Annotated in this window: 3 protein-coding genes; 2 read left to right on the top strand and 1 reads right to left on the bottom strand. The window is 57.3% G+C overall.

Going from position 1 to position 3,745, the window contains the following annotated elements; genetic code table 11:
* The first annotated feature begins 147 nt into the window (after positions 1-147).
* Positions 148-1,779, top strand: a complete 1,632-nt coding sequence (locus CFR79_RS15125) for an NAD-dependent malic enzyme (protein WP_039734243.1) — start codon at positions 148-150, stop codon at positions 1,777-1,779.
* An 83-nt stretch (positions 1,780-1,862) separates the two neighbouring features.
* The gene (locus CFR79_RS15120; protein WP_039734241.1) at positions 1,863-2,804 is read left to right on the top strand and encodes an AEC family transporter; all 942 of its coding nucleotides are present in this window, start codon (positions 1,863-1,865) and stop codon (positions 2,802-2,804) included.
* Between the two features lie 156 nt (positions 2,805-2,960).
* Here CFR79_RS15120 and CFR79_RS15115 read toward each other — a convergent pair.
* A partial coding sequence (locus CFR79_RS15115; RefSeq protein WP_408884598.1) for an IS630 family transposase occupies positions 2,961-3,745 on the bottom strand: 785 nt, incomplete at its 5' end.

The following is a 3,745-nucleotide window of genomic DNA, read 5'->3' as shown; positions in this document are numbered from 1 at the left end:
ACACAATGGCTCTGGACATATAACCATGACAGACCCAACATGGGGAACAGCGGGCTAACCCCCGCCCAGAAACTAAAAACAGCTGCCTGAATTCTCATTCAATGCCCCACTAAAAATGGGGGGATTACCGAACCGCGAGGAGAACACATGAGCCACGCCAGCACGATCCGGGGACAGGAAATCCTCAACAACCCCGCCCGCAACAAGGAAACCGCCTTTACAATGACTGAGCGTCAATCGCTCGGCCTTGAAGGTCTGCTTCCTCCGACTGTGGAAAACATCGACCGGCAACTGGAGAGGGTTCAGACGCAACTCGCCGCAAAGCCGAATGATCTCGAACGCTACATCTATCTCATGAGCCTGGCGGACAGGAACGAGACGCTATTCTACCACACGCTGATGTCCGACCCCGCGCGGTTTGTGCCGATTGTCTATGATCCGACCGTGGCTGATGCCTGTCTGGCATTCGGACATATCTATCGCGGCAGCGCGGGCATGTATCTCACGCGCGACATGAAAGGTCGCTTCAAAAAAATTCTGCGCAACTGGCCGGTAAAAGACGTTCGGTTCATCTGTGTGTCCACCGGCGGCCGTATTCTCGGTCTTGGCGATATCGGCGCTAACGGCATGGGCATTCCCATTGGCAAGCTCCAGCTCTACACCGCCTGCGCGGGGGTGCCGCCCGAGGCGCTGCTGCCTGTGCTACTGGACATAGGCACCACGAACGCGGCGCTCCGGGCCGATCCGCTTTATCTTGGTCTGCGCGAGCTCCCGCCAGACGAAGCGGAGGTGGATTTGATCTCAGAGGCATTTATCGAAGCCGCTACAGACGTGTTTCCCGGTGTCTGCATTCATTTCGAGGACTGGAAAGGTACCGATGCGATGCGGCTTCTCGCCCGCTATCGCGACAAGGTCCTGTGCTACAATGACGATATTCAGGGAACCGCAGCGATCGCGGTAGCAGGCCTGACCACGGCACTGCAGATCAAGAACGAGACTTTCGCCGATCAGCGCGTCCTTTTTCTGGGCGCAGGCTCAGCCGGGATCGGTATCGCAAGTATGATTGTCTCGGCGATGGTCGAAGCGGGTCTGGGCGAGGCCGAAGCGCGTGAGCGTATCGTACTGATCGATGTCAACGGTCTGATCGAGACCAGCCGGACCGATCTCAACGAGTGGCAGAAGCCGTTCGCGCACGAGGCGAAACCGACGAAAGATCTTCTCGAGGTCGTCAGAACCTTCAAGCCGACCATTCTGATCGGCGTCAGCACCATCGGCGGCGCATTCACCGAGGAGGTGGTCCGCGAGATGGCAAAACTGAACGAGCGGCCGGTGATCTTCCCGCTCTCCAATCCGACGAACAAGGCGGAATGTACGGCCGAGCAGGCCTATACCTGGACAAAAGGCAAAGCATTATACGCCGCTGGAGTCCAATTTCCGGACTTCGAATATCAGGGAAAGAGCTACCACCCGGGACAGGCCAACAATTTCTATATCTTTCCGGCAATCGGCCTCGCCGTTTACGCGACCCGTCCCGCGCGGATCACGGACGATATGTTCATCACCGCCGCCGCCGCGACAGCGGATCAGGTGGGGCCGAGCGCACGCGAGCATGGCATGCTGTTCCCGCTCCAAGCCAACATCCTGGAGACCGAAGTGACGACCGCCACGCGGGTTGCGGAGCATATCTTCGATAGTGGACAGGCCACCGTCGAGCGTCCGGAAAATATCCGCGCCTGGATCGAGGGGCTGCTCTACAAGCCGGTCTACAAGGAACTCTGACACACCTAAGTCATCCCCGGTGATCGGCTCGAGCCGATCACCGGGGATGATGAGGCCTTCTCTCACCAACCCGGAGCAGATCCGTGAATCTCGTGATACTCGTCGCCGCCATCGCTCCGGTTTTCCTCATATTCGGGCTGGGCTATCTGGCCGGGAAGTACAAGGATTTCGATCACGATCAGGCCATCGGTTTCAGTCATTTCGCGCTGAAATATGCCCTGCCGGTTGCGCTCTTCCTCAGCATGGCGTCCTTCAAATGCGACTTGCTCCTTCAGCAGGGGCCACTCGTTGTGGTCATGATCATCGGATATTCGCTCTTCTTTGGCGTGAGCTATCTCGTCCTGTGCATGATGACGCGCGACCGGCTGACCGCAGTCCTCCTCGGCTATGCGGTGTCCTCCACAGCCGCACCGATCTATGGCCTGACGGTCCTCGATCCAATCTATGGCGATACGGTCGGCGGCGGCGTAGTCGGTCTGGCTGCGGTTGTCACAAACCTCTTACAGGTTTCAGTCGTCATCTACCTGCTCGAGAGCGCGTCCAGGTCAGAAACGTCGAGACCCTCGTTGGCCCGAACGCTTGGAAAAACGATCAAGAACCCCCTTGTGTGGGCACCGGTGCTGGGCACCATCGTGTCTCTGTCCGGTCTGACGATGCCGCCGGTTTCCGTGTCCGTGCTCAAGCCTCTAGCAGTCTGCGCACCAGGAGCGGCGATCTTCGCCTGCGGGCTCGCGCTTGCGTCTTATTCCCTTAATCTCAGATCTAGGACCGTTATACTGGGATCGCTCGTCTGTGTCGTCTTGCAACCAGCAGTCTTCTTCGTCGCCCTCAAGGCATGGGGACTAAAATCCGCTATGGCGAAAGCAGCTTTTGTCGCAAGTGCGATGCCTACCTCCACACCGTCTGCCCTGTTTGCCCAGCAGTATGGGAAGTGCGAGGTAGAAACAGCCAGCATCATGCTGCTCACGACGCTCGGCATGGTCGTCGTCATTCCCGCCACTGTCGCTATATGCGAGTGGATATAACGCAAAAAAATAGATGATTGGAAAAGTTCTCTGGTTTTAAGACCTGCCCTATGATTACAATTCCATGCACTGATTGGAGAAAATGAGTCCTGAAAAGGTCTGTTTTCCGTTTTGAGAAGCGTTTTGCTCATTTGAGTGCTCTAGAGCGGTTCCACTTTAGTCTGGTTCATATCCAGCGGCTGTAAAGAAGCTGGCGCATTCACTGTATGTGAAAGCCGGAAGCAGCGCGCCGACGGTATCCCACAGAGCACGGACAGTCCGTTCGGCTCTGGCGCGCAGCAAGGCCTTGAGTTTTGAGAAGGTCATCTCGATGGGATTGAAGTCCGGGCTGTATGGCGGAAGGAACATCAGTTCCGCCCCTGCCTGCTCAATGACCTTCTGTATTGCAGAAAGCTTATGCGCCGGAAGATTGTCCAACACGACGATATTGCCCGGCTTCAGTGTCGGGATAAGAACCCGTTCGACGTAGACCTGAAAGATTGTGCCGTTCATGGGACCATCATGTACGAAGGGCACGGTCAGGCCTGTCAGACGTAGCCCACCGGTGAAGGTCGTGGTTTTCCAGTGGCCGTGCGGCACACCGGCGCGGCAGCGTTCCCCGCGCAAGGCACGCCCGCGCAAACGGGCCAGTTTCGTTGAGAGGCTGGTTTCGTCAATGAACACCAGTCGCTGCGGATCGAGATCGGGCTGGAGAGCGAACCACTCCTGCCGTCGCTTCAAGACGTCTTCACGCTCCTGCTCCAGTGCATGAGCGGTCTTTTTTGAATGTCCGGCCGTGCTGCCGCAGCCAGCGGTTGAGCAGTAAGCTCCCGGCGACTGACGCCTTGCTGAATATTTCTGGTCTGGTTCAGCTATGAAGCATGAACGATTTAAGAGATAGGGACGCGGTACTACCTGCGAGTGTCGCAGGTAGTACCGCAGAGAGGCTCCAAAGGAGCGGT

It is taken from the genome of Komagataeibacter saccharivorans, assembly GCF_003207825.1.
Classification (GTDB): Bacteria; Pseudomonadota; Alphaproteobacteria; order Acetobacterales; family Acetobacteraceae; genus Komagataeibacter; species Komagataeibacter saccharivorans.
The sequence above is the reverse complement of the archived record's forward strand: the minus strand, read 5'-3'. Positions and strand labels throughout refer to the sequence as shown.